Origin of the sequence: Luteimonas sp. TWI662, assembly GCF_039673825.1 — a bacterium.
Classification (GTDB): Bacteria; Pseudomonadota; Gammaproteobacteria; order Xanthomonadales; family Xanthomonadaceae; genus Luteimonas.
This window is the reverse complement of record NZ_JBDJMI010000017.1, coordinates 30,322-54,019: the sequence shown is the minus strand read 5'-3', so window position 1 is coordinate 54,019 and position 23,698 is coordinate 30,322. Positions and strand designations below refer to the sequence as shown.

The following is a 23,698-nucleotide window of genomic DNA, read 5'->3' as shown; positions in this document are numbered from 1 at the left end:
CTGCGCCCTCCCCCGCTTGCGGGGGAGGGCTGGGGTGGGGGGCCGCCGATCGCGACCAACCGCTCCCCCGCGCGCCTCAGCGGCGTTGCAGCCAGGTCGTCGGGTTGACCGGCTTGCCGTTCTGGCGCAGTTCGAAGTACAGGCCGCTGCGGCCCTGTCCGCCGGAATTGCCGACGCTGGCGACGGTGTCGCCGCGTTTGACCGCATCGCCGGTCTTGCGCAGCAGCGCGTCGTTGTGCGCGTACAGGCTCATGTAGCCGTTGCCGTGATCGACGATCAGCAGCATGCCGTAGCCAGTCATCCATTCTGCGAACACGACGGTGCCGTCGGCGACGGCCTTGACCGGGGTGCCTGCGGCCGCGCCGATCAGCACGCCGTTGCTGCTGCTGCCGTCGGGCAGCCTGCCGCCGAAGGCAGTCAGCAGCGCACCGCTGATCGGCCAGCCCAGCCCCCCGACCTGCGGCGCCGGAGCGCGGGCGACCCGCGGCCGCGGCCGGGACGGCGGGCGTGGACTGCTCCCGCTCTGGCGCACCTCGCGGGCCTCTCGCGCCTCGCGCTCGCGCGCGGCGGCCGCCGCGGCACGCCGTTCGGCCTCGGCGCGGCGCGCGGCCGCACGCAACTGCGCCAGCACGCGTTCCAGTGCGCGGGCGTCCTGGCCCAGGGCCTTTTCGCGGGCGCTGCGGTCGTTGAACTTCGCATCCAGGCCCTTGACCGCATCGGCGCGCTTGCTGCGATCTGTCTCGACCTGCGCCAGCCTTGCGCGCTGTTCGGCATGCGCGGCCTCGAGCGCGGCGCGGCGGTCCTGGATCGCCGCCTCCATGCCGTCGAGCTCGGTCATCTCGGCGCGCAATTCGGCGATGCGCTCGCTGCGCTGCTGCTGCAGATAGCGATGGTAGACCAGCAGGCGGCCAGCGTCGGCGACCCGATCCTGCGCCAGCATCAGCTTGAGCGCGGCTTCGTCGCCGATGGTGTAGGCCGCCCGCAGCAACGTCGCCAACTCGGCGCGACGCTGCTCGACGGTGGCGATGAGGGTCTGGCGGCGCGCCTGCAGGCGCTCGAGCTCTGCCTGTTCGGCGGCGAGCTTGATCCGGGTCTCGCGCAGCGCGGTCGTCGAGGCGGCCACCTGTTCATCGGCCTGGCGCAGCTCGCGTGCGGCCGCGCCACGCTGGCCCTCGAGGCGGCGGCGCTCGGCGGCGACATCGCGCAGTTCCTTGCGCACCCGCTCCAGCCGCCGCTCGGTCTCACGGCTGTTCTGGGCGGCGACCTCGAGCACCGGCAGCGCTGCAGCCAGCAGCGCGGTCAGCAGCAGCGCGGTGCCGGTCGCGGTCGCCCTGCCGGTCATGCTCAGCCGTCGGCCTGCAACAGGCTGCGGCCGGTCATCTCGGCCGGCACCGGCAGGCCGAGCAGGTCGAGAATCGTCGGTGCCAGGTCGCGCAGCGCCCCGCCCCGGCGCAGCGGGCCGGGCCGGCTGCCGACGTAGACCAGATCGACCGGCCCGACCGTGTGCGCAGTATGCGGCTCGCCGGTCTCGGGGTCGCGCATCATCTCGACGTTGCCGTGGTCGGCGGTGACCAGCAGTTCGCCGCCCTTTGCGCGCACGATCTCGACGATCTCGCCGACCGCGCGGTCGACCGTCTCCACCGCCTTGATCGCCGCCTCCAGCACGCCGGTATGACCGACCATGTCGGGGTTGGCGAAGTTGCAGATCACCACGTCGAAGCGCTCGTCGCGCACCGCCTGCACCAGTTGCGCGCAGACCTCGGGCGCGCTCATCTCCGGCTGCAGGTCATAGGTCGCGACCTTGGGGCTGGGCACCAGGATGCGGTCCTCGCCTGGGAACGGCGCCTCGCGGCCGCCGCTGAGGAAGAACGTGACGTGGGCGTACTTCTCGGTCTCGGCGATCCGCAGCTGGGTCAGCCCCTGGGCACCGAGCACCTCACCCAGCGTATTGGGCAGGTCGTCGGGCGCAAATGCCAGCGGCGCGGGCAAGCGCGCGTCGTACTCGGTCAGGCAGACGAAGCGCGCCAGCGCCGGACGCCGCGCCTCGAACCCGGCGAAGGCCGGGTCGACGAAGGCGGCGGTGAGCTGGCGTGCGCGGTCGGCGCGGAAGTTCATGAACACCACGGCATCGCCGTCGGCCATCGGCTCCGCGCCGTCGATGACGGTCGGGCGCACGAACTCGTCGTTCTCGTCGCGCGCATAGGCCGCCTGCAAGGCCGCGACCGCATCGGACGCGCGGTACGGCGAGGCCGCCTCGACGATCGCGTCCCAGGCCTGGCGCACGCGCTCCCAGCGCTGGTCGCGGTCCATCGCGTAGTAGCGCCCGGACACGCTGGCCACGTGCGCGTTGCCCAAGGCTGCGCAGCGGTCGTGCAGCGCGCGCAGGCTCGGTTCGGCCGAACGCGGCGGCATGTCGCGCCCATCGGTGAACGCATGCACGGCCACGCGCGGCACGCCGCGGCGATGCGCCAGTTCGAGCATCGCGAACAGGTGCGCCTCGTGGCTGTGCACGCCACCGGGCGAGAGCAGCCCCATCACGTGCAGCGTGCCGCCGTTGGCGCACACCGCGTCGCAGGCCGCCCCCAGTTCGGCATTGGTGAAGAAGCTGCCGTCCTCGATCGCCGCATCGATGCGGGTCAGGTCCTGGTAGACGACCCGGCCGGCGCCGATGTTCATGTGGCCGACCTCCGAGTTGCCCATCTGCCCGTCGGGCAGGCCGACGTGGCGGCCCTCGGTGTGGATCAGCGTGGTCGGGTGCCCGGCCAGCAGCCCGCGCCAGGTCGGGATGTCGGCGAGCGCGAGCGCGTTGTCGCGCGGGTCGTCGCGGTGCCCCCAGCCATCGAGGATCAGCAGGACGACGGGGCGCGGACGGGAGGCGGGAGCGGCATGTGGCACGACGAACGGCCCAGTGACCAAAGACAGATGCGATTGTACCGACACGGCGGCAAGCTACGGTCGACGGCGGGCTCCGCCCGCTCCGCCCTTCCTTGAGGTCCACCCATGTCCGCTGCCCGTCCGCATCGCCCCGCCCGCGCATTGCTTGCGTTCGCCCTCGCCCTGACTGCCGGCGCCGCCTGCGCCCAGGCCGACGTCTCGAAGGTCAACGGCGGGATCACCGCCGAGGCCGGCCAGGCCTACGGCGACCTGTCGACGGTCAACGGCGGCATCCGCATCGGCAACGGCGTCCGCGCCAAGGACGTGGAGACTGTCAATGGCGGCATTCGCGGCGACGACGACATCCAGGTCGGCACCGTGGAGACCGTCAATGGCGGCATCATGCTGGGCACGCGGGCGCGCACCCGCAGCCTGACGACCGTCAACGGCGGCGTCCGCCTGGGACAGGACGCGCAGATCGCCGGCAGCATCGAGAGCGTCAGCGGCGGCGTGTTCGTCGATCGCGGCGGACGGGTCGACGGCAACGTGGCCACGGTCAACGGCGCGATCGGCCTGGTCGGCACCGAAGTGACTGGCGACGTGAAGACGGTCAACGGCGACGTCACCATCGGCGCTGCGTCGAAAGTGCGCGGCGGCCTGACGGTCGACAAGCCCTCCTCCAACTGGTTCCCGGTGACGATCAACCGCCGCAGCCCGCGGGTGATCGTCGGCCCCAATGCGGTGATCGAAGGTCCGCTGACGTTCAAGCGCGAGGTCACGCTGTACGTGCACAACAGCGCGCGCACCGGCCCGGTCAGCGGCGCCACCGCGATCGCCTACGACGGCGCGCAGGCCCCCAGGGACTGAGCACCACCGCGCATCGGCAGCTGAACGACCGTATAGTGCGGCGTCCCCAGCTTGCAGGAGTGATCCCCGGATGCGCAGACCCCACTTGATGCTGGCCCTGCCGGCCGCGCTCGCACTCGCGGCATGCGGCGCCCAGGACAAGGCGGCCGACACCGCAGCGACGTCCCCCGCGCCCGACGCCGCGCACACGTTCTCGCCCGAGATCACCGGCGCGGACTTCGGCGAACTGGTCAAGACGCTGGCCTCCGACGAATTCGAGGGCCGCGCGCCGGGCACCGTGGGCGAAGAGCGCACGGTCGAGTACATCAGCGCGCAGTTCAAGCGCATCGGCCTGCAGCCGGGCGGCGACAACGACAGCTGGTACCAGACCGTGCCGATGGTCGAGACCACGGCCGACGAGTCGACCGTGCTCAAGCTCACCACCGCCAAGGGCGCACGCGACCTGGCGTTCGGCCGCGACATGGTGCTGGGTACCCGCACCGGCAAGCCGCAGATCGAAGTCGCCGACAGCGAACTGGTCTTCGTCGGCTACGGCGTCGACGCACCCGAGCAGAACTGGAACGACTACGCGGGCCTCGACGTCAAGGGCAAGACCGTCGTCATCCTGGTCAACGATCCGGGCTTCCACGCCCAGGATGCGTCGCTGTTCGAGGGCGAGCGCATGACCTACTACGGCCGCTGGACCTACAAGTTCGAGGAGGCCGCGCGCAAGGGCGCGGCCGCGGCGCTGATCGTGCACGACACCGCCGGTGCCTCCTACGGCTGGGACGTGGTCAAGAACTCGTGGTCGGGCGCGCAGTTCGATCTGCGCCCGCAGGACGATCCCGAACCGCGCCTGCCCGCGCAGGGCTGGATCACCGGCGACGTCGCCCGCGCCCTGTTCGCCGACGCCGGCCTCGACCTCGACGCACAGATCCAGGCCGCCAATCAGCGGGGCTTCAAGCCGGTACCGCTGAACGCCAAGGTGTCGTTCGACCTCAAGAGCACGGTGGCCGAGAAGAGCTCGCGCAACGTCGTGGGCATCCTGCCCGGGACCGAAGCGCCGGACGAGGCGATCCTCTATCTCGCCCACTGGGACCACCTGGGCAAGCACGAGGGCGAAGGCGACACGATCTACAACGGCGCGATCGACAACGCCACCGGTGTGGCCGGCATCATCGAGATTGCCGAGAAGTTCGCCACCGCCGAGCCCAAGCCGAAGCGTTCGCTGGTGTTTCTGGCGGTTACGCTCGAGGAATCGGGCCTGCTGGGCAGCAAGTACTACGTCGCCCAGCCGAGCATCGACCTGGCGCAGACAGTCGGCGTGATCAACCTCGACGCGATGAGCGTCGCCGGCCCCTCGCGCGACTTCGTGGTCACCGGCAAGGGCAGCTCGGAGCTGGAGGACATCCTGAAGACCTACGCAGATCAGCAGAACCGCACGCTGGTCGAGGAAGGCAACCCGGCCGGCGGCTACTACTTCCGCTCCGACCATTTCAACTTCGCCAAGGCCGGCGTGCCCGCCCTCTACGCCAAGGGCGGCAATGACCTGATCGAAGGCGGCGTCGCTGCCGGCAAGGCAGCCAGCGACGACTACGCCACGCGCTATCACCAGCCCGGCGACGAGTACAACCCCGACTGGAATCTCGACGGGGTCGTGCAGGACCTCGAGGCGCTGTACGGCGTCGGCCGCACGCTCGCCGATGGCGACCGCTGGCCGAACTGGTACGACGGCAATCCGTTCAAGGCCACGCGCGACGCGGCGCGCGGCCGGACCGGCACGCCGTAACCGAGGACGCCGGCCGGGCAGGCCGGCCATTGCAACATCGTGCGAAGGGCGGCGGCGACGCCGCCCTTCGTGTTGGCGAGGACCGCCCGATGCCCACACGCACTGACCCGCAGGCCAACCTGCCGTCATCCTCTACCCGGCCCGCGGACATGCTCGATGCCGTTGGCGCTGTCGCGCTGCCCGACCTCGCGCTGTTCGACTTCGATGGCACGATCACCACCCGCGAGACCTTCCCCGATCTGCTCGTCGCCGCGACGCCACGCTGGCGGCTGATCGTCGGACGCGTGCTGTTGGCGCCGGTCGTGATCGCCTACCGGCTGGGCCTGCTGTCGGGCATCCGTACACGCGCAGCCCTCGTGCGCTACGCCTTCTCCGGACTGCCGGCCGAGCGCGTCGCCGCGGCCGGTGCGAAGCTCGCGGCCACGCGACTGCCCGCGCTGCTGCGCCCGCAAATGCAGGCGCGGATGGACTGGCATCGTGCACGCGGCGATACCGTGGTCGTGGTCTCGGGCAATCTCGACGTCCTGCTCGCGCCCTGGTGCGCAGCCCAGGGCGTGGCCCTGCTGTGTTCGACACTCGAACAGGCCGACGGCCGGCTCACCGGCCGCTATGCGGGTGCGCAGTGCGCCGGCGACGAGAAGGCCCGGCGGGTGCATGCCGCGTATCCGCGTGAGGCATTCGCGCAGGTATACGCCTACGGCGACACCGACGAGGATCTCGCGCTGCTGCGCAGCGCCGACCATGCCACCTGGCGCGGCGCGCCTTGGCCGCCGGCATGACCACACCGGTCCGCCTGCGGCTTTCCCGTCGTCGCGGATTCGATCTGCAGGCGCATTCGCATGCGGTCAACGGACTTCCGGCGACGGTCGTCGCGCGCCCCGGGCGCTGGGGCAATCCCTATCGGATCAGCGTCGACGGCAATCGCGCGACCTGCGTCGCCCGCTACGCCGCGCACATGGCGACCTGCGCCGACGCACCGGATCTCGCGCCGCTGCGCGGCCGCAACCTCGCCTGCTGGTGCCCGCTCGACGGCCCCTGCCATGCCGACGTTCTGCTGGCGCTGGCCAACCCGGAACAGAGGGCGCCACACGACCGATCCTGATCGACCGGCCGCCTGCGCGCTCAGCCGATCAGCCGCACCCGCGCGAAGTTGCGCTTGCCGACCTGCAGCACGCCCTCGAAGCCGGGCATGAACACCAGGCCGGCGTCTTCGACGACGGCGCCATCGACCTTGACCGCGCGCTCCTTGAGCTTGCGGTTGGCCTCCGAGTTGCTCGGGGTGATCCCGGCGGCGGTCAGCAGCGCGGCGATGCGCAGGCCCTCGGCGGGCACCGCGACATCCTGCAACGGCAGCGCGGTCACATCGCCCTCGCCGGTCACCGCCGCATGCCAGCCGGCGATCGCGGTCTGCGCCGCGTCGGCGTCGTGGAAGCGCGTGGCGAGCTCGCGGGCCAGGCGCAGCTTCACATCGCGCGGGTTCAGCGCGCCGGCTTCGACATCGGTCTTGAGCGCCGCGGCCTCGTCGATGCCGATCTCCAGACTCAGCAGTTCGATCCAGTTCCACATCAGCGCGTCGCCGATCTTCATCGTCTTGTTGACGATGTCGATCGCCGGATCGGTCACGCCGATGTAGTTGCCCAGCGACTTGGACATCTTGGCCACGCCGTCCAGGCCGACGAGCAGCGGCATCGTCAACACGACCTGCGGCGCCTGGCCGTGGTGTTCCTGCAGCGCGCGTCCCATCAGCAGGTTGAACTTCTGGTCGGTGCCGCCGCACTCGACATCGGCGCGCAGCGCCACCGAGTCATAACCCTGCACCAGCGGGTAGAGAAACTCGTGGATCGCGATCGGCTGCTGGCCGGCGTAACGCTTGGCGAAGTCGTCGCGCTCGAGCATGCGCGCGACCGTGTGCGTGGACGCCAGCCGGATCATGTCCGCCGCGCCCATCGCTCCGAACCACTCGGAGTTGAAGCGCACTTCGGTGCGCTCGGCGTCGAGCACCTTGAACACCTGCGCCTTGTACGTCTCGGCATTCGCCAGCACATCCTCGCGCGAGAGCGCCTTGCGCGTGGCGCTCTTGCCCGACGGGTCACCGATCATCCCGGTGAAGTCGCCGATCAGGAAGATCACCGTGTGGCCCAGGTCCTGGAACTGGCGCAGCTTGTTGAGCAGCACCGTGTGTCCCAGATGCAGGTCGGGCGCAGTGGGGTCGAAGCCGGCCTTGATCCGCAGCGGGCGACCGAGCGCGAGCCGGGCCTGCAGGTCGTCGCGCTTGAGGATTTCATCACTGCCGCGTGCGATCAGGTCGAGGGCGGAGATCTGGGACATCGGGGAAGGCGTCTCTCGAAAGACCCGCGGCGTATTCACGATGTGAATGCGCCTGCGACGGGCGTTAACGTGTCGTTATCTGGTGAATAGAAGAAAAATTCCTGCGCCGTCAGTCATTTGACGCATGGAGCTCACATCTCTATGTTACCGCGCTGACACGTCTTTCACGCACCGGGATCCGCCACGATGACGACACCCGTCCCGCCGCAGGCCGACGCCCATCACCGGCGCGTGCTCCATGACAACCTGCAGGCGGCAGCGCGGAATACGGCGCAGGAAGGCAGCGCGCGCAGCATCCGGCTGTATCCGGGGCGTTGGACGCGCCGCGATTGGGCCCATGCCAGCCTGTTCGCGACGCTCGGCGCACTGGTCGTTGCGCTGGTCCCCGGGTTCTCGCATGCGATGCGCGACGGCGACGACGATGATCATCAGTTGGTCACCATGTCGCTGGCGCTGCCGCCGCTGACCGCGCAGCAGCGCAGCGCCCAGCAGATACACGACAACTGGCAACTGGTCACCGTCGCCCAGGGTCAGACGCTGGGCTCGATCTTCTCCGATCTCGACCTGCCGGCGGCAACGATGCATCGCATCCTCGAGCTGCCCGATGCCAAGACCAAGCTCACACGCATGCGCCCGGGCACCGAGCTTGGGTTCGACATCGCCGCCGATGGCAGCCTGCAGAAGCTGCGCTACGACCGCAGCGACACCGAGCGCGTCGAGCTGACGCTCGCCGGCGACGCCGTCCAGGAACAGGTCATCGAGCGCCCGGTCGAGATCCGCAACGTCGTCATCAGCGGCCAGGTCGGCCGCTCGCTGTTCCACTCGGCACGCCGGCTGGGCCTGTCGGGCGCGAACATCAACACGCTGACCGACGAAGTCTTCAAGTACGACATCGACTTCAACACCGACGTTACCCAGAACGATCGTTTCAGCGTGGTCGTCGAGCAGGTCTGGCGCGAAGGCGAGCTGATCCGCAGCGGTCCGGTGCAGGCGGCGGTGTTCACCGCCAAGGGCAAGCCGTTCTCCGCGTTCCGCTTCGAGCACGATGGCAAGGCCGAGTACTACAACGCCGAAGGCCGCCCGCTGAAGAAGAGCTTCATCCGCATGCCGATCCAGTACGCGCGGCTGAGCTCGCGCTTCGGCAGCCGCCGCCACCCGGTGCTGGGCACGATGCGCATGCACAAGGGCGTGGACTACGCCGCCGCCACCGGCACGCCGATCATGGCCGCCGGCGATGCCCGCGTGCAGTTCAAGGGCACCCAGCGCGGCTACGGCAATGTCGTGATCCTCGACCACGGTCGCGGCCACACCACGCTCTACGCGCACATGTCGCGCTTCGGCAATGTCCGCCAGGGCCAGCGTGTCTCGCAGGGCACGGTGATCGGCTATGTCGGCTCGACGGGCCTGGCGACCGGTCCGCACCTGCACTACGAGTTCCGCGTCAACGGCCAGCACCGCAACCCGCTGCAGCACACGATGCCCGAGCCCGACCCGCTGAGCGGCACGGCACTGGCGCAGTTCCGCCAGCAGACCGGTCCGGCGCTCGCCCGCATCCGCGAAGTCGAGGACATCATCTACGCCGACGTGCCGGCGCGTCCCGACCCCGAGCGCGCCGACCGCCAGGTCGCCAGCGCCGACGCGGGTCGCAGCACCCGCGGTTGATCCCACGCCCGGCGCCAGCCGGGCGTTTCGCATGTCCCGAGCCCTGCGCGTGCCCATGTCCGACCTGTTTCTCGGCCTGATCTCGGGCACCAGCGCCGACGGCATCGATGCGGCGATCGTGCGCTTCGAGGACGGCGACGGCCGCTTGCGGGCCGACCTGCGCCTGGGCCGCACCTATCCCTGGCCCGAGGATCTGCGCACGCAGCTGGTGGCGCTGGGCCAGCAGGCCGCGCCGCTGACCCTCGACGACCTGGGCGAGCTCGACAGCCGGATCGCCGAGGGCTTCGCGCAGGCCGCCAACCGGGTGCTCGCCGAAGCCGGGCTGACGGCCGCGGACATCGCGGCGATCGGCTCCCACGGCCAGACGCTGCGCCACCGCCCGCAGGGGCGCCACGGCGACGGCCAGCACGGGTTCACCCTGCAGCTCGGCGACCCGTCTCGGATCGCCGAGCGCACCGGCATCCGCACCGTGGCCGATTTCCGCCGCCGCGATGTCGCCGCCGGCGGCCACGGCGCTCCGCTGCTGCCCGCACTGCACGCCGCGCTGCTGCACGCGCCCGGCGAGGACCGGGCGGTTCTCAACCTGGGCGGTATCGCCAATCTCACCCTGCTGCCGGCCGACGGCGGCGCGGTGCGCGGCTTCGATACCGGTCCGGCCAACGGGCTGATGGACGCCTGGTGCCTGCGGCACACCGGCCAGCCGTTCGACCGTGGCGGTGCGCTGGCGGCCGGTGGCCGGGTCGACCCGACGCTGCTGGCACGGCTGCGTGCGGCCCCCTGGTTCGCGCTGCCGCCGCCCAAGTCCTCGGGCCGCGACCAGTTCCATCTGGACTGGGTCGAAACCGCGCTGACCGGTCACGAGGCACCGGCCGACGTGCAGGCAACGCTGCTGGCGCTGAGCGCGACGACGATCGCCGATGCGCTGCGCGCCACCCAGCCGAGCACCGCGCGCCTGATCGCCTGCGGTGGCGGTGTGCACAACCCAGCGCTGATGGCGGCGGTGGCCGATGCCCTGCCCGGCGTCGCAGTGGTGTCGAGCGCCGCGCACGGGCTCGACCCCGACCACGTCGAGGCCATGGGCTTTGCGTGGCTGGCCCGGCAGACCGTGCTCGGCCTGCCGGGCAATCTGCCATCGGTGACCGGCGCCGCCGGCCCGCGGGTGCTCGGCGGCATCTACCCGGCCTGAGCGCCCGGACGCGCGCCTCAGGCGGAGGTGTCGGGCGAGGCGCCCAGCACCGCGAACGCAGCCTGCCGCTCGGCCTGCGTCAGATCGATGCGCTCCAGCCCGGCATCGAGCAGCAAGGCCGGCCCGCCGGACGCCGGACGCAACGCCAGGGCCTGGGTTTCACCATCGGGGGTATCGACCAGCAACGGGGCTTCGCGCTTGCCGAAACGGACGTTCTGCTTGCCCGCGGCGCGGCCGGGCAGCTTGCCGTAGGCGTAGGTGACCACCGTGCCCCCGAACGAGGACTGCGCCGCCTTGACCTCGACCGGCTCGGGCGTCCAGCGCTGTGGCTGCTGCGCGGCGCGGTTGATGCGGCCGTTGCGCACGCAGGTGACGATCGCCACGACGCCGAGGCCTGCGAAGATCCCGAACAGCACCAGGAAGAACGCCACGCGGTTCCAGATGCGCTCAAGGCCAATGCTCAGCGCCGCCTTCGACGGGTCGTCGGCCGCCACGACCAGGCTCGCCGCGTAGTCGCCGCGCGAGAACGACAGGAACATCAGCGAGATGTGCTTCTCGTAGTCGACGCCATCGACGCGGTAGGCGACATCGGCCTCGCAATCGGTGAACACCGCCTTGCGCGTCGTGCAGCGGCCATCGCGCAGGTCGTAGTCCTCGAGCTCAAGCGGATTGGCGCGGATCTGCAGGTCCTGCAGCAGCCCGGGCGCCTGCCACCAGGCGATCGCACCGGCGACCAGGAACAGCAACAGGGCCAGCAGCGGGCCGCCGCCCATGCCGACGGCATTGCGGGTGAAACGCAGATCGCGCTGTGGCAGCAGCGCCTGGAGATTCGACATGAGGGATCCTTGGGGGAGGAACAGGGAATGTCCGCACGGCCCGTCGGCCAGTCGCTGGAACGGCGCAACGCGCACGATCACAGGCTGGCGGCAGGCACGCCCGCGCGGAGGGCGCTATGTTGCCGCATTCATGAAATCGTTTCCAGAATCCGCCGGCAGGCTGATTCCTTGCCCCGTCAGCCCACGCGCTGCCAGTCCAGGCCGCCGCCGGACAACCCGGCCGCCCCCGGCAGCCACGGCAGCAGCCAGTGGTCGACCAGCAGGAACGCGAACAACGCCATCAGGTACACCACCGAGTAATTGAACATCCGCATCGCGAAGAACTCGTCCGGCGGATCGAGCAGTCGCCAGGCATACCAGAGGAACACCAGGCCGAGCACGACCGCACCGCCCAGGTAGAACAGCCCGCTCATGCCGATCGCCACCGGCAGCAGCGTGATCACCACCAGCAACACGCTGTAGATCAGGATCTGCCAGCGCGTATAGGCCACGCCGTGGGTGACCGGCAGCATCGGCACCAGCGCGCGGGCGTAATCCTCGCGGCGGAAGATCGCCAGCGCCCAGAAGTGCGGCGGCGTCCACACGAACACGATCAGCACCAGCAGCAGCGCGTGCGCCCAGTCCCACTGCCCGGTCATGCCGGTCACCGCGGCCCAGCCCAGCAACGGCGGCGCGGCGCCGGCGATGCCGCCGATGACGATGTTCTGCGGCGTCGCACGCTTGAGAAACCCCGTGTAGACGACCGCGTAGCCGATCAGCGAGGCGAACGTCAGCAGCGCGGTGAGCGTGTTGACCAGCAGCACCAGGATCGCCATCGACAACGCGCCAAGCACCAGCGCGAACGCCAGCACCTGCCCCGGCCGCAGCGCCCCGGTCGCCAGCGGACGATGCGCCGTGCGCGCCATGACCTTGTCGATGCGCTGGTCGATCAGATGATTGATCGCCGCCGCCGATGCCGCCGCCAGCCAGATGCCGAGCAGGCCGAAGACGCTCTGTCGCGCCGGCGGCAGCCCCGGGACGGCCAGGAACATGCCCACCAGCGCGGTGAACACGATCAGCGCGACCACCCGCGGCTTGGTCAGCGTCCAGTACTCGCGTGCCTTGCTGCCGGCCATGTCAGTCGGGCCGCCGCAACCGCGCCAGCAACGAGACCAGCACGAACAGCAGCAGCGCGGCGCCGCCGTTGTGCAGCACCGCGACCCACAGCGGCAGCGCGAGCTTGACGTTGAGGATGCCCAGCGCGACCTGGGCCAGCGTCAGCGCGCCCAGCGCCGCCGCCCAGCCGCGCAGGCCGGGCGTGCGCGACAGGCGCACGACGAAGGCGAGCAGCGTGACGAACACCACCACCGCCATCGCGCGGTGCGCCAGTTGGATCGCGATACGCGCCGCGCCGTCCAGCACCCCGCCCTCGTAGTCGACGCCGACGCCGCGCCACAGCACGAAGCCTTCGCCAAAATCGCCCCGTGGCCACCACTGGCCGACGCACTTGGGGAAGTCGCCGTAGTGATGGACCGCGGTCGTCCAGCCGCCGGCGCCGCAGGCGAGCGCGGCGTAGTTGGCGCTGACCCAGCCGCCGAGCGCGATCTGCACGCCGACCACCGCGATCGCCGCGAGCGTCCACCGTCGCAAGGTGTCGGCCTGCGCCAGCACGATCGGCTGCATCGTGGCCCGCCAGGCCATCCACAGCAGCAGCGAGAACGTCAGCATGCCGCCGAGCAGGTGGCCCATGACGATCACCGGCTTGAGCAGCAAGGTCACCGTCCATTTGCCCAGCAGCGCCTGGAAGATCACCACCGCCAGCGTCAGCACCGCCGCACGCGCCAGGTCGATGTTCGACCAGCGCAGCGCCGCGAACAGCAGCAGCGCCTCCCCCAGCGCGGCGACCGCGAGCGCGGCCATCGTGTCGCCGCGCATGTACAGCGGGATCGCCAGCGCGACCAGCACGGCCGCGCCGATCACCTGCAGCACGCCGTGACGCCGCCGGCGGACCGCCAGCAGCGCCAGGCCGAGCACGAACACGCCCAGCGTCGCCGCCAGATGGCGGTGCACCTGCTCGCGCCAGGCCTTGTGGGTCTCGAACGGCCGGATCGCGCTCGCGGCGTGGTCGCTGACGTCGGTGGCGGCCTGCGGCCAGGTCGCGCGCCCGTAGCAGGTCGGCCAGTCCGGGCAGCTGAGGCCGGCGTCGGACAACCGCACGAACGCGCCGAACACGATCACGCACAACGTCAGCGCCGCCGCAAACCAGGCGATGCGGTGGAAGTGGCGATGGACGGCCGGGCGATAGGACGTGGCGTTCGAGGGCGGGCTGTGGGTCATCAGCGGAGTCTGAGCAACTTGGCCATATCCGCACGCAGATGCCCCGGATCGAAGCCGGGAGCGTAGCGCAGGATCACGAACCCGTTGGGGTCCACGACGTAGGCCGGGACACCATTGTCCGCTTCGCCGACGCTGCCGTCGACGCGGGGCAATGTCGCACGCAGGCCGGGGTCGGCCTGCAGCTCGCGCCACGCCGTATTGCGCACCGCGCCTTCAGGCACCGGGCCCAGCCACAGGATGTCGACATGGTCGGCGTTGCGGCCGAACAGCTGCCACACCAGGTCGAGCTCGCGCGACAGCGCGACACAGGCCTCCCTGCAGTCCGCGGGCGGCGCGACGAGGATCCGCCAGCGGCGCTCCACTGGCTGCCAGGCGTAGGCGCTGCCATCGAGCAGCCGCGGGATGCGCGCACGCAGGTCGGCCGGCGGATCGAGCAACTCGCCATGATTCTGCATGCCGGCCGGCCGCCAGCCCGAGAAGCGCAGCGCGCCGGCGACGACGGCGCTGCCCAGAAACAGCACCACGATCAGCACCAGCAACCAGCGATTGCGGTCGCGCTGCGCGCGCGGGACGGACGATGTCATCGGCGGGACTTCCGGAAAGTGAGCACCAGGGCGGTGACCAGCACGGTCAACGCCAGGCCGAACCATTGCACGGCGTAGCCCAGGTGTTTTTCGGGCGGCAAGGTGTTGGGCAGAATCTCCAGATCGCGACCATAGCCGACCGGCAGCGCAGGATCGAGCCGCAGCACGCGCGGCGGCAGCGTCGGCACACCGGCGGCCGAGGCGATCGCCTGGGCATCGAAGCGCGTCATCAGCCAGGCCGGGCCCGGCCCGATCGCAGGCCCCAGCGCCAGCCCGGCCGATGGCGGCGGCGCCAGCAGGCCCCGCAGGTCCATCGGCGGTCCGATCACCCCGTCGCCGGCCAGCACCTCGGCCGACGGCATCCGCGCCGTGCGGTCGGCGATCGGCACCCAACCCAGATCGACCAGCAGCGGCGGCGCACCAGCGTCAGGGGCGAACAGGCGATAGACGCGCAAGCCAGGACGGCCCGCATGGATCTGGTTGTCGAGCACGAATGCCGGCGTATCGAGGAAGCGCCCACGGCCGGCCGCCCAATCGTAGTCGCGCTGGCGATGCGGGTCCGCGGCCTGCGCCAACGGCACCGCCTGGCGTTCGGTCAAGGTCTGCTCGACGGCATCGAGCATCGCCCGCTTGTCGTGCATCCGGCCCAGCTGCCATTGACCGAGCCCGGCGAACGCCAGCGCCAACAGCACCGCCGCCGTCCATCCGACGATGCGTCCGCCGCGCCGGCTCACGCACCGCCGCCCGCGGACTGCAATAATCCGCTCATATCCCTGGTGCCACGGAGTCCGTGATGGTCATGAACGAGTCGCTCAAGCTGCTGCTGATCATCGGCTTCGTCCTGCTGATCCTGTGGAACCTGGGCGCCGGCCTGTACTACATGCTCAACGACAAGGGCCGCAGCAACCGGACCGTGAACGCCCTGACCCGCCGCATCGGGCTGTCGGTGGCGCTGATCGCGCTGGTGCTGCTGGCGATCTGGATGGGGTGGATCAAGCCGCACGGCGTCTACGGCTGAGGTCGGGACCGGTCATTGGTGCGGGGTGATCGGGGCAAGCGCGGGCGGGCATGCGCCGGGCTTGTTTCACGACTCACCCGGCACCATCGCCTGCTTCGTCCTCAGACGACGTAGACGAACAGGAACAGAATCAGCCACACCACGTCGACGAAGTGCCAGTACCAGGCCACCGCCTCGAAGGCGAAGTGGTTCTCGCTGGTGAAGTGGCCACGGAAGCAACGCAGCCAGATCACGATCAGCATGATCGTGCCGAGCGTGACATGCGCCCCGTGGAAGCCGGTGAGCATGAAGAACGTCGAACCGTAGATGCCAGACCCCAGCGTCAGGTTGAGGTCGCGGTAGGCGTGGACGTATTCCTCGATCTGGAAGAACAGGAACACGCAGCCCAGCGCGATCGTCGCGCCCAGGAACACCAGCAAGCGGGTGCGGTGCGCAGCGCGCAGCGCGTGGTGGGCGATGGTGATCGTCACGCCCGACGCCAGCAGGATCAGCGTATTGATCAGCGGCAGGCCCCAGGCCGGGATGGTCTGGAACACCCCGCCCACGTCGCCCGGGCCGGCGGTCGGCCACGCGGCGCTGTAGCCGTCCCACAGCACCGAGTTGGTCATCGCGCCCGAACCCTCGCCGCCCAGCCACGGCAGCGCCAGCGTGCGGGCGTAGAACAGCGCGCCGAAGAACGCGGCAAAGAACATGATCTCCGAGAAGATGAACCACACCATCCCCATCCGGAACGACACGTCGACCTGCTTGTTGTAGTAGCCCGACACCGACTCGAGCACGACGTCGGCGAACCACTTGAACAGGATCAGCGCCAACCCGGCGATGCCGACGAAGAACGTCGTGCGGCCCCAGCTGGCCTCGTTGAACCAGCTGGCCAGGCCCAGCATCGTCACGAACAGCGCAACCGACGCGAACAGCGGCCACTTGCTGTCATGCGGCACGAAATAGACGTTGGGATCCTGGTGTTCGGTCTTCACGTGGGCCATGGCGGTATCCGGGTGGCGGCGCGGTGTCGAAAGATGGAGCGGGACGCTCAAGGCGAGGCGGCCAGCCGCGCGTCACGCGGCGGGGCAGCATCGGCGACCAGCCGCGAGGTCAGCACATCGTTCTTGAAGAACGTGTACGACAGCGTGACCGTATTGACGTCCCGCGGCAGCGAGGGGTCGATGATGAAGCGGACCGGCATGTCGCGGGTTTCGCCGGCCTGGAGCGTCTGTGCGGTGAAGCAGAAGCATTCGGTCTTCTGGAAGAAGCCCGACGCCCGCGCCGGCGCGACCGACGGTGTGGCGCTGCCGACGATCGGGCGCGCGCTGTCGTTGTGCGCGTAGTACGTGGTCTCGTACTGCTCGCCCACGCGCACGCGCATGCGGGTCTGGTTGGGTCGGAACGACCAGGGCAGGTGCGAATTGACGCTGGCGTCGAACTCCACCGTCACCCAGCGCTCCTCCACGCCCGCGGCCGACTGCGACGGCGCCGCGACGGCGCTGTTCTCCAGGCGGATGCCGAACACCTTCTCGCAGGCGATGCGGTAAAGCGGCACCAGCGAAAAGGTGAACGCGAACGCGGCGACCGAGACCGCCACCAGCTTGCCGATCCCCAGCGAACGTCGCGCACTCATGCCAGCAGCACCCCGCGCAGGATGAAACCGGCGTAGATGCACAGCGCGACCACCGCGATCGTCAGCGCCGTGCGGCGCGCGCGGCGGCGGCGGGCGGCCAGGTCGTCGTGGGCATCGGGCGTGGGCATCGCGGCGCGCAGCTCCATGGCCTCAGTGGCTGATGTCGTCGTGCGCGAGGTCGCCGGGCTTGAGCACCGGCGGCTTGGCGAAGGTGTGGTGCGGCGCCGGCGACGGCACGGTCCACTCCAGGCCCTTGGCGCCTTCCCACGAGCGCGCGGCCGCGGGCGCGCCGCGCAGCTTGGAGTGCAGCAGGATCGCGAACATCAGGAACGGCGTGGCGAACATGCCGAACGCGCCGATCGAGCTGACCAGGTTCCAGTCCGCGAACACGACGTTGTAGTCGGGGATGCGGCGCGGCATGCCGGCCAGACCCAGGAAGTGCTGCGGGAAGAACAGCAGGTTGACGAACACGATCGTCCACCAGAAGTGCACCTTCGCCCAGAACTCGCTGTACATCCGCCCGGTCCACTTCGGCCACCAGTAGTAGGTCGCCGCGATGATCGAGAACAGCGCGCCGGTGACCAGCACGTAGTGGAAGTGCGCGACGACGAAATAGGTGTCGTGGTACTGGAAGTCGGCCGGCACGATCGCCAGCATCAGGCCCGAGAAACCGCCGATGGTGAACAGGATGACGAACGCGACCGCCCACAACATCGGCGCCTCGAACGTCAGCGAGCCGCGCCACATCGTCGAGACCCAGTTGAACACCTTCACGCCGGTCGGGATCGAGATCAGCATCGTGGCGAACATGAAGTAGATCTCGCCGCCCAGCGGCATGCCCACGGTGAACATGTGGTGGGCCCAGACGATGAAGCTCAGGAACGCGATCGCGGCCGTGGCGTAGACCATCGCCTGATAGCCGAACAGCGGCTTGCGGCTGAAGGTGGGGATGATCTCGCTGACGATACCGAACGCCGGCAGGATCATGATGTAGACCTCGGGATGCCCGAAGAACCAGAAGATGTGCTGGTACATCACCGGGTCGCCGCCGCCGGCGGCGTTGAAGAACGAGGTCATGAAGAACTTGTCGGTCAACAGCATCGTGACCGCACCGGCGAGCACCGGCATCACCGCGATCAGCAGGAACGCGGTGATCAGCCAGGCCCAGCAGAAGATCGGCATCTTCAGCAGGTCCACGCCCGGCGCGCGCATGTTGAGGATCGTGGCGATGACGTTGATCGCGCCCATGATCGAGCTGATGCCCATCATGTGGATCGCGAAGATCGTCAGCGACACGCTGTTGCCGCCCTGCAGCGACAGCGGCGGGTAGAGCGTCCAGCCGCCGGCCGGGCCGCCGCCGGGCATGAACAGCGTCATCAGCAGCAGCGTGAACGCGAACGGCAGGATCCAGAACGACCAGTTGTTCATGCGCGGCAGCGCCATGTCCGGCGCGCCGATCTGCAGCGGGATCATCCAGTTCGCCAAGCCCACGAACGCGGGCATGACGCCGCCGAAGATCATCACCAGCGCGTGCATGGTGGTCATCTGGTTGAAGAACACCGGGCTGACGTGCTGCAGGCCCGGCGAGGCGAGCTCGGTGCGGATAATCACGCTCATGCCCGCGCCGATGATGAACATCACGAAGGAGAACAGCAGGTAGAGCGTGCCGATGTCCTTGTGGTTGGTGGAGAAGAACCAGCGCTGGACGAAGCCCTGTCGGTGGGCGTGATCGTCGTGGTGCGCGTCGGCAGTGGCGGTGTGCGTCGTCGACATGGCATTCAACCTCGAGCGATCAGCCGGCCGCGGGTGCGGCGGGGGCGGAAGGGGTCTGCGCGGCAGCCGCATCGGCGGCCTCCGCATCGGCCTGCGCCGGGGCGGGCTCAGGTTCGGCGGCGGGCGGCGCATTGCGCGCCTTCTCGGCGGCCAGCCAACTGTCGAACTCGGCGCGCGGCACCGCGCGCACGACGATCGGCATGAAGGCGTGGTCCTTGCCGCACAGTTCCGCGCACTGACCGCGGTAGATGCCCGGTTCGAGGATCTCGGTCCAGGCCTCGTTGACGATGCCCGGGATGGCGTCCTGCTTCCAGCCCAGCGCCGGCACCCACCAGGAGTGGATCACGTCGTCGGCGGTGACCACGAAACGGACCTTGGTGTCGGTCGGCAGCACCAGCGCGTTGTCGACATCGAGCAGGTAGTGGCCGTGGGCGTCGAGCTCGGCGCGCGTGGTGCCGCGGTTCTGCCGCAGCCGGTCGCTTTCGCGGTCCAGACGGCTGGTCAGGGTGACGTCCTCGCCCATGTACTCGTACTTCCACATCCACTGCACGCCGGTGACCTTGACCGTCATCTCGGCATCGCGGGTGTCGTACATGGCGATGAGCTTGCGCGTGGCCGGCACCGCCATGATGACCAACAACACGATCGGCACCACGGTCCAGATGATCTCGGCGGTGGTGTTGTGGCTGAACTGCGCGGCAACCGCGCCGCGCGACTTGCGGAAGCGGAACATCGCGACCGCCATCGCGCCGAACACCAACGCACCGATGCCCACGCAGATCCACAGCGCAAGCATGTGGGCGTCGTAGGCGTGCTGGGACGACGCGGTGACCCCACGCCCCATGTTCAGTTGCCACGGCTTGGGATCGGCGGACTGCGCCCATGTATTCGCAGACAGCGCCATCGTGGCGAGCCCGCACATCCACAGCTTGAAACGACCGGCTTGCTTCACATCGAACCCCAATGCCTGAGCTGGCGTTGTCTGGCGGGAACGCGTCCGTCCTCGCCCGGCCCAGGGGGCACCGGAACGACTGCGCAGGAGCGGCGGCGTACTGCGATAACGAATGAATGTTAGCTGTCCGCGCTCTGCTGCGGCAACCTGTCGCAGTTGCCGACGCAATGCGGTCCGGCATCTGCATGCCGGCGGCAAGCCGATGCTGCACCGCAGCATCGGCCGCGGGTGGGTGGTCGGAGATGGACACCTGGGTGCGGTTCGGGCAAGCGACCCGCCCCCTACTGTGTACCAATAAATGATGGCGCGCGGGGCCTCGTACGGGTCGCCAGCGCCGAGCCGGCACGACCGCGCTCGAGGCCGCGTCCGGCGCCTGTCTCTTTTGGCCTATCGTGGGACGACAGGGCGCCATAGAATTCGGCTTCTGCCCTCGCCGGTGCGCCCCTTGAACGCCAGCCTGTCTCCCGCCTATGCGGCGGCTCCTCTCCCGCCGCTGCGCGCGGCGATCACCGACGCCTGGACGCGCGATGAGACCCTTCATGTGCGCGAGCTGCTCGCGCAGGCGCGGCAGCCGGATGCCGACCGCGCCGCGATCCAGGCCACCGCGGCCGACCTGGTCCGCCGGGTGCGCTTGCGCGCCCAGGACCGCGGTGCGATCGAAGCCTTCATGCAGCAGTACGACCTGGGCAGCGAGGAAGGCGTGCTGCTGATGTGCGTGGCCGAGGCACTGCTGCGCATCCCCGACCAGGAGACCGCCGACAAGCTGATCCGCGACAAGCTCGGCGAGGCGGACTGGAAGAAGCACATGGGCCAGTCGGACTCGGTGCTGGTCAACGCCTCGACCTGGGGCCTGATGCTGACCGGCCGCCTGGTCGACCTGGCCGACGAGACCAAGCGCAACGTCCACGGCGCGTTCAAGCGGCTGGTCGGGCGCGTCGGCGAGCCGGTGATCCGGCTGGCGGTGCGCCAGGCGATGCGGATCATGGGGCACCAGTTCGTGATGGGGCGCACGATCGGCGAGGCGCTGACGCGTTCGCGCAAGGGCGCCAACGCCGCCTACCGCTACTCGTTCGACATGCTTGGCGAGGCCGCACTGACCCAGCGCGACGCCGACCGGTATCTCAAGGCCTACCAGGACGCGATCGACGCGATCGGCACCTCGGGCCGCTTCGACGACGAGATCGCCGCACCGTCGATCTCGGTCAAGCTGTCGGCGCTGCACCCGCGCTACGAACATGCCAAGCACGCGCGCGTGCTCGCCGAGCTGGCGCCGCGTCTGGCCGAGCTGGCCAAGCGCGCAAAGCACCATCGGATCGGCCTGACCGTCGACGCGGAAGAAAGCGACCGCCTGGAGCTGTCGCTGGATGTCATCGAGGCCGCCGTGCGGACCCCGTCGCTGAGCGGCTGGGAAGGTTTCGGCATCGTCGTGCAGGCCTACCAGAAGCGCGCGCCGTTCGTCATCGACTGGATCGCCGCGCTCGCCCGCGATCTGGGTCGGCGCATCCCCGTGCGCCTGGTCAAGGGCGCGTACTGGGACAGCGAGGTCAAGCGCGCCCAGGTCGAGGGCCATCCCGGCTACCCGGTATTCACCCGCAAGCCCAACACCGACGTCAGCTACCAGGCCAACGCGCGCCGCCTGCTGTCGGCGACCGATGCGATCTACCCGATGTTCGCCACCCATAACGCGCAGACCATCGCCGCGGTGCACCGCCTGGCCGGCACGCTGCTGGGTCCGCGCACCGTCGGCGCATCGCACCGCTTCGAGTTCCAGAAGCTGCACGGCATGGGCGACGACCTCTACGCCGAGGTCATTCCGGCCGATCGTCTGGATGTGCCGTGCCGGGTGTACGCGCCGGTCGGTTCGCACGAGGACCTGCTGCCGTACCTCGTGCGCCGCCTGCTCGAGAACGGTGCCAACTCCAGCTTCGTCAACCGGATCAGCGACGAGGACGTCGCGATCGACGACCTGATCCGCGACCCGGTCGAGGTCGTCGCCGGCTTCGAGTCCATTCCCCATCCCCGCATTCCGCTGCCGGTCGACCTCTACCGCAGCCAGTCTTTCGACAGGAGCAACTCCATGGGCGTCAACCTCGCCAACGACGCGCAGCTCGCCACGCTCGCCGAGCAGATCCGCAGCGCGCCGACGACGTGGACGGCAACGCCGCTGGTGCCGGGTGCCACGGCGACCGGCACCCAGACCGAGGTCACCAACCCCGCCGACCGCCGTGTGCGCGTGGGCGAGTGGACCGCCGCCGACACCGCCACGGTCGAGCGCGCGCTGGCCAACGCGGTTGCCGCACAGCCGGGCTGGGACGCCACCCCGGTCGCCTCGCGCGCGGCGATCCTCGAACATGCCGCCGACCTGCTCGAGCAGCGCATGCCGCAGTTCATCGCGCTGTGTACGCGCGAGGCCGGCAAGACGATCCCCGACGGCGTCGCCGAAGTCCGCGAAGCGGTGGATTTTCTGCGCTACTACGCCGGCCAGGCGCGCACGGCATTCGTGCCCGAGGCGCTGCCCGGCCCGACCGGCGAGTCGAACGCGCTGCAGCTGTCGGGCCGCGGCGTGTTCGTGTGCATCAGCCCGTGGAACTTCCCGCTGGCGATCTTCGCCGGCCAGATCGCCGCCGCGCTGGCGGCCGGCAACAGTGTGATCGCCAAGCCGGCCGAGCAGACCACGCTGGTCGGCTTCGAGGCGGTGAAGCTGCTGCACGAAGCCGGCATCCCGAAGGACGTGCTGCAGTACCTGCCCGGCGACGGTGCGACCGTCGGCGCGGCGCTGACGTCCGACCCGCGCGTGGCCGGCGTCGCCTTCACCGGCTCGACCGACACCGCGCGCGCGATCAACCGTGCGCTGGCCGCGCGCGATGCCGCGATCGGGGTGCTGATCGCCGAGACCGGCGGCCAGAACGCACTGATCGCCGACTCTTCGGCGCTGCCCGAGCAGTTGGTCAAGGACGCGCTGGCCTCGGCGTTCACCTCGGCCGGCCAGCGCTGCTCGGCCGCGCGCGTGCTGTACGTGCAGGACGACATCGCCGACAAGGTGATCGGCATGATCGCCGGCGCGATGAAGGAACTGACCGTCGGCGACCCGGCGTTGCTGTCGACCGACGTCGGCCCGGTGATCGATCCCGACGCCAAGGCGCTGCTCGACGAGCACGCCGCGCGGATGCAGGGCGCGGCCAAGCCGATCGCCGAGGCCCGGCTCGGATCCGGCACCGAGCACGGCACGTTCTTCGCCCCGCGCGCCTGGGAACTGCAATCGCTGTCCCAGCTCACGCGCGAGAACTTCGGCCCTGCGCTGCATGTGATCCGCTGGAAGGGCGACCAGCTCGACGCGGTTGTCGACGCGATCAACGCGACCGGCTTCGGCCTGACCTTGGGCATCCACTCGCGCATCGACGAGACCGTCGAGCGGGTCATCCAGCGCGCGAAGGTCGGCAACATCTACGTCAACCGCAACCAGATCGGCGCGGTCGTCGGCGTGCAACCCTTCGGCGGCCAAGGCCAATCGGGCACCGGCCCCAAGGCCGGCGGCCCGCACTACCTGCCGCGCTTCGCAACCGAGAAGACCGTCACCATCAACACCACCGCCGCCGGCGGCAACGCCTCCCTACTGACATTGGGTGAGTAGCCGCGGCGTGCGCGCCCGCCATGCTTTGGCGGGCGGGAACGAGTGAGCGCGTTTACGAAGCACTGCTTCGTGCGCGAAACGAACGCCCGCCGTGCGACGGCGGGCGGGATGCGTGAATCGCCGACCATTGCCGCGTAGCTCACCTCCCCCGCTTGCTGGGGAGATCGGCGCGCGTCGCGGGCCGGGTTGGGAGCACAGGCTGTCACGCAAAAGCACCCCCATCCCAACCTTCCCCCGTAAACGGGGGAAGGCGCAGCGCAACGTGCGCATCACCTCTCCCGATTG

21 protein-coding genes are annotated in these 23,698 nt (G+C 69.8%); 8 read left to right on the top strand and 13 right to left on the bottom strand.

Features of this window, described 5'->3' with window-relative positions; translation table 11 throughout:
* Window positions 1–76 precede the first annotated feature (76 nt).
* Together ABE488_RS12575 and gpmI are read right to left on the bottom strand one after the other, a co-directional pair.
* Window positions 77–1,342: a peptidoglycan DD-metalloendopeptidase family protein gene (locus tag ABE488_RS12575; protein ID WP_346448669.1), complete on the bottom strand. Its 1,266-nt coding sequence runs from the start codon at window positions 1,340–1,342 to the stop codon at window positions 77–79.
* Between the two features lie 2 nt (window positions 1,343–1,344).
* Window positions 1,345–2,895 carry a 2,3-bisphosphoglycerate-independent phosphoglycerate mutase gene (gpmI, locus tag ABE488_RS12570; RefSeq protein WP_346445651.1) on the bottom strand — a complete coding sequence of 517 codons (1,551 nt, stop codon included), beginning with the start codon at window positions 2,893–2,895 and terminating at the stop codon, window positions 1,345–1,347.
* Between the two features lie 105 nt (window positions 2,896–3,000).
* Between gpmI and ABE488_RS12565 the strand changes: the two genes are divergently transcribed.
* From ABE488_RS12565 to ABE488_RS12550, 4 genes are all read left to right on the top strand, one after another.
* Entirely contained in the window at window positions 3,001–3,741 is a 741-nt protein-coding gene (locus ABE488_RS12565; RefSeq protein ID WP_346448668.1) for a hypothetical protein, read from the top strand.
* 70 nt (window positions 3,742–3,811) lie between these two features.
* A complete protein-coding gene (locus ABE488_RS12560) occupies window positions 3,812–5,509 on the top strand; it encodes a M28 family metallopeptidase (RefSeq protein WP_346448666.1) in 1,698 nt (565 codons plus the stop codon).
* 89 nt (window positions 5,510–5,598) lie between these two features.
* Complete coding sequence (locus tag ABE488_RS12555) at window positions 5,599–6,288, top strand: HAD-IB family hydrolase (protein WP_346448664.1); 690 nt, start codon at window positions 5,599–5,601, stop codon at window positions 6,286–6,288.
* Window positions 6,285–6,611, top strand: coding sequence for a DUF4326 domain-containing protein (locus ABE488_RS12550; RefSeq protein ID WP_346448662.1), 327 nt, complete (start codon window positions 6,285–6,287; stop codon window positions 6,609–6,611). Before ABE488_RS12555 ends, ABE488_RS12550 begins: the two co-directional genes overlap by 4 nt.
* A 20-nt stretch (window positions 6,612–6,631) precedes the next feature.
* Here the strand turns inward: ABE488_RS12550 and tyrS are convergent, their stop codons facing one another.
* Window positions 6,632–7,837 (bottom strand): tyrosine--tRNA ligase, encoded by a 1,206-nt coding sequence (tyrS, locus tag ABE488_RS12545; protein WP_346448660.1) that lies wholly within the window; start codon window positions 7,835–7,837, stop codon window positions 6,632–6,634.
* Between the two features lie 186 nt (window positions 7,838–8,023).
* Between tyrS and ABE488_RS12540 the strand changes: the two genes are divergently transcribed.
* Window positions 8,024–9,499, top strand: a complete 1,476-nt coding sequence (locus ABE488_RS12540) for a peptidoglycan DD-metalloendopeptidase family protein (RefSeq protein ID WP_346448658.1) — start codon at window positions 8,024–8,026, stop codon at window positions 9,497–9,499.
* Window positions 9,500–9,530: 31 nt separating this feature from the next.
* Window positions 9,531–10,685: an anhydro-N-acetylmuramic acid kinase gene (locus ABE488_RS12535; protein WP_346448657.1), complete on the top strand. Its 1,155-nt coding sequence runs from the start codon at window positions 9,531–9,533 to the stop codon at window positions 10,683–10,685.
* A 17-nt stretch (window positions 10,686–10,702) separates the two neighbouring features.
* Here ABE488_RS12535 and ABE488_RS12530 read toward each other — a convergent pair whose 3' ends face one another.
* From ABE488_RS12530 to ABE488_RS12510, 5 genes are all read right to left on the bottom strand, one after another.
* Window positions 10,703–11,521, bottom strand: coding sequence for a hypothetical protein (locus ABE488_RS12530; protein ID WP_346448655.1), 819 nt, complete (start codon window positions 11,519–11,521; stop codon window positions 10,703–10,705).
* Window positions 11,522–11,697: 176 nt separating this feature from the next.
* Window positions 11,698–12,636 carry a heme o synthase gene (locus tag ABE488_RS12525; RefSeq protein ID WP_346448654.1) on the bottom strand — a complete coding sequence of 313 codons (939 nt, stop codon included), beginning with the start codon at window positions 12,634–12,636 and terminating at the stop codon, window positions 11,698–11,700.
* A 1-nt stretch (window position 12,637) separates the two neighbouring features.
* Entirely contained in the window at window positions 12,638–13,837 is a 1,200-nt protein-coding gene (locus ABE488_RS12520) for a COX15/CtaA family protein (RefSeq protein WP_346448653.1), read from the bottom strand.
* Window positions 13,837–14,421, bottom strand: a complete 585-nt coding sequence (locus tag ABE488_RS12515) for a hypothetical protein (RefSeq protein ID WP_346448652.1) — start codon at window positions 14,419–14,421, stop codon at window positions 13,837–13,839. The genes ABE488_RS12520 and ABE488_RS12515 overlap by 1 nt, the downstream gene beginning before the upstream one ends.
* On the bottom strand, window positions 14,418–15,155 hold the full coding sequence (locus tag ABE488_RS12510) for an SURF1 family protein (RefSeq protein WP_346448651.1): 738 nt from the start codon (window positions 15,153–15,155) through the stop codon (window positions 14,418–14,420). Before ABE488_RS12510 ends, ABE488_RS12515 begins: the two co-directional genes overlap by 4 nt.
* A gap of 65 nt (window positions 15,156–15,220) precedes the next feature.
* Here ABE488_RS12510 and ABE488_RS12505 point away from each other — a divergent pair, with 65 nt between their 5' ends.
* A complete protein-coding gene (locus ABE488_RS12505; protein WP_183427272.1) occupies window positions 15,221–15,439 on the top strand; it encodes a twin transmembrane helix small protein in 219 nt (72 codons plus the stop codon).
* A 101-nt stretch (window positions 15,440–15,540) separates the two neighbouring features.
* Here ABE488_RS12505 and ABE488_RS12500 read toward each other — a convergent pair whose 3' ends face one another.
* The 5 genes from ABE488_RS12500 to coxB are packed head-to-tail and all read right to left on the bottom strand — an operon-like array spanning window position 15,541 to window position 19,752.
* Entirely contained in the window at window positions 15,541–16,425 is an 885-nt protein-coding gene (locus tag ABE488_RS12500; RefSeq protein WP_346445629.1) for a cytochrome c oxidase subunit 3, read from the bottom strand.
* 47 nt (window positions 16,426–16,472) lie between these two features.
* On the bottom strand, window positions 16,473–17,057 hold the full coding sequence (locus tag ABE488_RS12495; RefSeq protein WP_346448649.1) for a cytochrome c oxidase assembly protein: 585 nt from the start codon (window positions 17,055–17,057) through the stop codon (window positions 16,473–16,475).
* A complete protein-coding gene (locus ABE488_RS12490; RefSeq protein WP_183427366.1) occupies window positions 17,054–17,203 on the bottom strand; it encodes a hypothetical protein in 150 nt (49 codons plus the stop codon). The genes ABE488_RS12495 and ABE488_RS12490 overlap by 4 nt, the downstream gene beginning before the upstream one ends.
* A 4-nt stretch (window positions 17,204–17,207) precedes the next feature.
* The gene (gene ctaD, locus ABE488_RS12485) at window positions 17,208–18,830 is read right to left on the bottom strand and encodes a cytochrome c oxidase subunit I (protein ID WP_346445626.1); all 1,623 of its coding nucleotides are present in this window, start codon (window positions 18,828–18,830) and stop codon (window positions 17,208–17,210) included.
* A 19-nt stretch (window positions 18,831–18,849) separates the two neighbouring features.
* Window positions 18,850–19,752 carry a cytochrome c oxidase subunit II gene (gene coxB / locus ABE488_RS12480; protein ID WP_346448701.1) on the bottom strand — a complete coding sequence of 301 codons (903 nt, stop codon included), beginning with the start codon at window positions 19,750–19,752 and terminating at the stop codon, window positions 18,850–18,852.
* 466 nt (window positions 19,753–20,218) lie between these two features.
* On the opposite strand from coxB, the gene putA reads away from it, so the two are divergent.
* A complete protein-coding gene (gene putA, locus ABE488_RS12475) occupies window positions 20,219–23,413 on the top strand; it encodes a bifunctional proline dehydrogenase/L-glutamate gamma-semialdehyde dehydrogenase PutA (protein WP_346448647.1) in 3,195 nt (1,064 codons plus the stop codon).
* The last annotated feature ends 285 nt before the right edge of the window (window positions 23,414–23,698 follow it).

What these genes read in the sequence shown, in the direction of transcription:
- ABE488_RS12575 (WP_346448669.1), bottom strand. Translation starts at nt 1,342, where the DNA reads ATGACCGGCAGGGCGACCGCGACCGGCACCGCGCTGCTGCTGACCGCG.
- ABE488_RS12565 (WP_346448668.1), top strand. Translation starts at nt 3,001, where the DNA reads ATGTCCGCTGCCCGTCCGCATCGCCCCGCCCGCGCATTGCTTGCGTTC.
- ABE488_RS12560 (WP_346448666.1), top strand. Translation starts at nt 3,812, where the DNA reads ATGCGCAGACCCCACTTGATGCTGGCCCTGCCGGCCGCGCTCGCACTC.
- ABE488_RS12555 (WP_346448664.1), top strand. Translation starts at nt 5,599, where the DNA reads ATGCCCACACGCACTGACCCGCAGGCCAACCTGCCGTCATCCTCTACC.
- ABE488_RS12550 (WP_346448662.1), top strand. Translation starts at nt 6,285, where the DNA reads ATGACCACACCGGTCCGCCTGCGGCTTTCCCGTCGTCGCGGATTCGAT.
- tyrS (WP_346448660.1), bottom strand. Translation starts at nt 7,837, where the DNA reads ATGTCCCAGATCTCCGCCCTCGACCTGATCGCACGCGGCAGTGATGAA.
- ABE488_RS12540 (WP_346448658.1), top strand. Translation starts at nt 8,024, where the DNA reads ATGACGACACCCGTCCCGCCGCAGGCCGACGCCCATCACCGGCGCGTG.
- ABE488_RS12535 (WP_346448657.1), top strand. Translation starts at nt 9,531, where the DNA reads ATGTCCCGAGCCCTGCGCGTGCCCATGTCCGACCTGTTTCTCGGCCTG.
- ABE488_RS12530 (WP_346448655.1), bottom strand. Translation starts at nt 11,521, where the DNA reads ATGTCGAATCTCCAGGCGCTGCTGCCACAGCGCGATCTGCGTTTCACC.
- ABE488_RS12525 (WP_346448654.1), bottom strand. Translation starts at nt 12,636, where the DNA reads ATGGCCGGCAGCAAGGCACGCGAGTACTGGACGCTGACCAAGCCGCGG.
- ABE488_RS12520 (WP_346448653.1), bottom strand. Translation starts at nt 13,837, where the DNA reads ATGACCCACAGCCCGCCCTCGAACGCCACGTCCTATCGCCCGGCCGTC.
- ABE488_RS12515 (WP_346448652.1), bottom strand. Translation starts at nt 14,421, where the DNA reads ATGACATCGTCCGTCCCGCGCGCGCAGCGCGACCGCAATCGCTGGTTG.
- ABE488_RS12505 (WP_183427272.1), top strand. Translation starts at nt 15,221, where the DNA reads ATGAACGAGTCGCTCAAGCTGCTGCTGATCATCGGCTTCGTCCTGCTG.
- ABE488_RS12500 (WP_346445629.1), bottom strand. Translation starts at nt 16,425, where the DNA reads ATGGCCCACGTGAAGACCGAACACCAGGATCCCAACGTCTATTTCGTG.
- ABE488_RS12495 (WP_346448649.1), bottom strand. Translation starts at nt 17,057, where the DNA reads ATGAGTGCGCGACGTTCGCTGGGGATCGGCAAGCTGGTGGCGGTCTCG.
- ABE488_RS12490 (WP_183427366.1), bottom strand. Translation starts at nt 17,203, where the DNA reads ATGGAGCTGCGCGCCGCGATGCCCACGCCCGATGCCCACGACGACCTG.
- ctaD (WP_346445626.1), bottom strand. Translation starts at nt 18,830, where the DNA reads ATGTCGACGACGCACACCGCCACTGCCGACGCGCACCACGACGATCAC.
- coxB (WP_346448701.1), bottom strand. Translation starts at nt 19,752, where the DNA reads ATGTGCGGGCTCGCCACGATGGCGCTGTCTGCGAATACATGGGCGCAG.